Here is a 1,821-nt window from a genome sequence, read left to right on the forward strand (position 1 = left end):
CCCGTGGCGAATTTAATTCGCCAAGGTCAAACGCACCATTACGGTCTTGGGGAGGCAGCGCGGTCTTGGGGGTTCCCCCCATGAGCGACTGCCGTGGTTTCCCCCACTCGCTATTGCATCAAGACAATGTCAAACATCTGAATGCGTAGTGCTATAACTCAGATTAAACTTTTGCTTACCTCTTTTATTCAAAAGCACCGATTGCGCTACGGGCACGCTGCGCGAACAGTAGCGTGCCTGTAGCGCATTAGCTGATACGCGACACGCTGATAGCTTTAGTCCAAAATCTAGAGTAATTGTAAGGTGCGTTATTAACGCACCCTACTACTAGGAAAAAGCGTCCGCAGTGTGCTTAGGCAACACTTAAGTTAACCTGTACTACCACATCGTTGTAGTCTTGGTCACCACCACCAAACAGATCCTCGAAACCAAAGGTGTTATCCCCTAGCAGGCGAACGTGGTCAACTCCATCTGGGTTAGCCCCCACGAAAGCAAAGAAGGCATTCAGGTCGGAATCCTCTTGATCTGCATTAGAAGGATTATCAGCTAGGAACTCCGCTACTGTACCATCCGAAATCAGGAATGGAGCCAGTAGTACCCCACCGGATACTCCAGCACTTAAGTCTACCTGATTGGATAGTGCAGCTTGTGCATAACCAGCATTACCAACATTGATACCGTTAACTGTGCCACTTTCATCATCAATCCGATACCAGCCAATGGTATTATTGAAAGAAGCTTCACTGTTGACCACAAGACTACCAGTAACTGTACCAGTCACATCGGTCAAATCCAGCAGTTCCCGTTGCCCTTGAATCTGGGTAGTGCCTGTTCCCACTGGCGGAGTCGAACCTGAACCGTCTGAGACAATCACAGTTGCATCATTGAAGTCTCCGTCATTGCCATCTTCAAAGCCCAAGGTTAACTGACCATTGCCATTGTCAGTTACCTGTACATGGTTCTGACCATCGCTATTAAATGAAGCACCACTGAAGAATACGTTGGAGGTAGGATCCTGTCCCCCTAGCACCCCATCTTTAGAGCCACCTTGGATTACGTAGAATACCAGGTTATCGTTGACGTCAAAACTGTCGATGGTGCGGGTGGCTTGAGCAGTACCTAAACCGTCAGGGAGAACAGAGAAAATTGTCTTAGCCTGAGATAGAGCAGCTTGTACATAACCACTCTGACCAGGGGCAATGCCATTGATTGTACCTTCGGCACTATCAACAGCAAATACTCCAATTTCACTGACCTCACCAGCCTCGCGACCTGTAAGAGTGAATTGGAGTTGGGATTGTCCAGCAGTGTCGCCGGTAATGGTGAAGGTATTATTGGCATTCTGAGTCAGAGTCGAGGATACCGGACCACTCTCTTCAATGGTGATGTTAACAGTGCCTGTGCTAGTACCGCCACTGCCATCGCTTACCTCAAAAGTCAAGCTATCAGTGCCAGTGAAGTCCGCATTTGGCGTATAGATAATAAAGTCATCTGTCGGATTATCCGGAGTGCCATTATCATTGACTGCTGCCGTACCGTTGGTTGGCTCCGTGACAATTGCAAAACTTAGCGGATCGCCATCAGGATCAGAGTAGTTAGCTAGAACATCAATGGTAACTTGAGTGTTTGGCTCAGTGGTAGCAGTATTGTTATTGTTTGTCGCTACTGGAGATTGATTATTAGTGACATTAACGTTAACGGTAGCTGTGACCGTAGCATTAGTGCCATCACTGACCTGGTAGGTGAAGCTATCAGCCCCAGTGAAGTCCGCATTTGGCGTATAGGTAATGGTGCCATCAACGTCATTGACTACTGCTGTGA

General features: G+C 47.9%; 1 protein-coding gene. It reads right to left on the minus strand.

Annotated features, from left to right (window positions below; all coding sequences use genetic code 11):
• Window positions 1-352: 352 nt before the first annotated feature.
• On the minus strand, window positions 353-1,821 hold a 1,469-nt coding region (locus tag F6K20_RS36835), incomplete at its 5' end, for an Ig-like domain-containing protein (RefSeq protein WP_287298168.1).

Origin of the sequence: Moorena sp. SIO2C4 (assembly GCF_010672485.1) — a bacterium.
Classification (GTDB): Bacteria; Cyanobacteriota; Cyanobacteriia; order Cyanobacteriales; family Coleofasciculaceae; genus Moorena; species Moorena producens.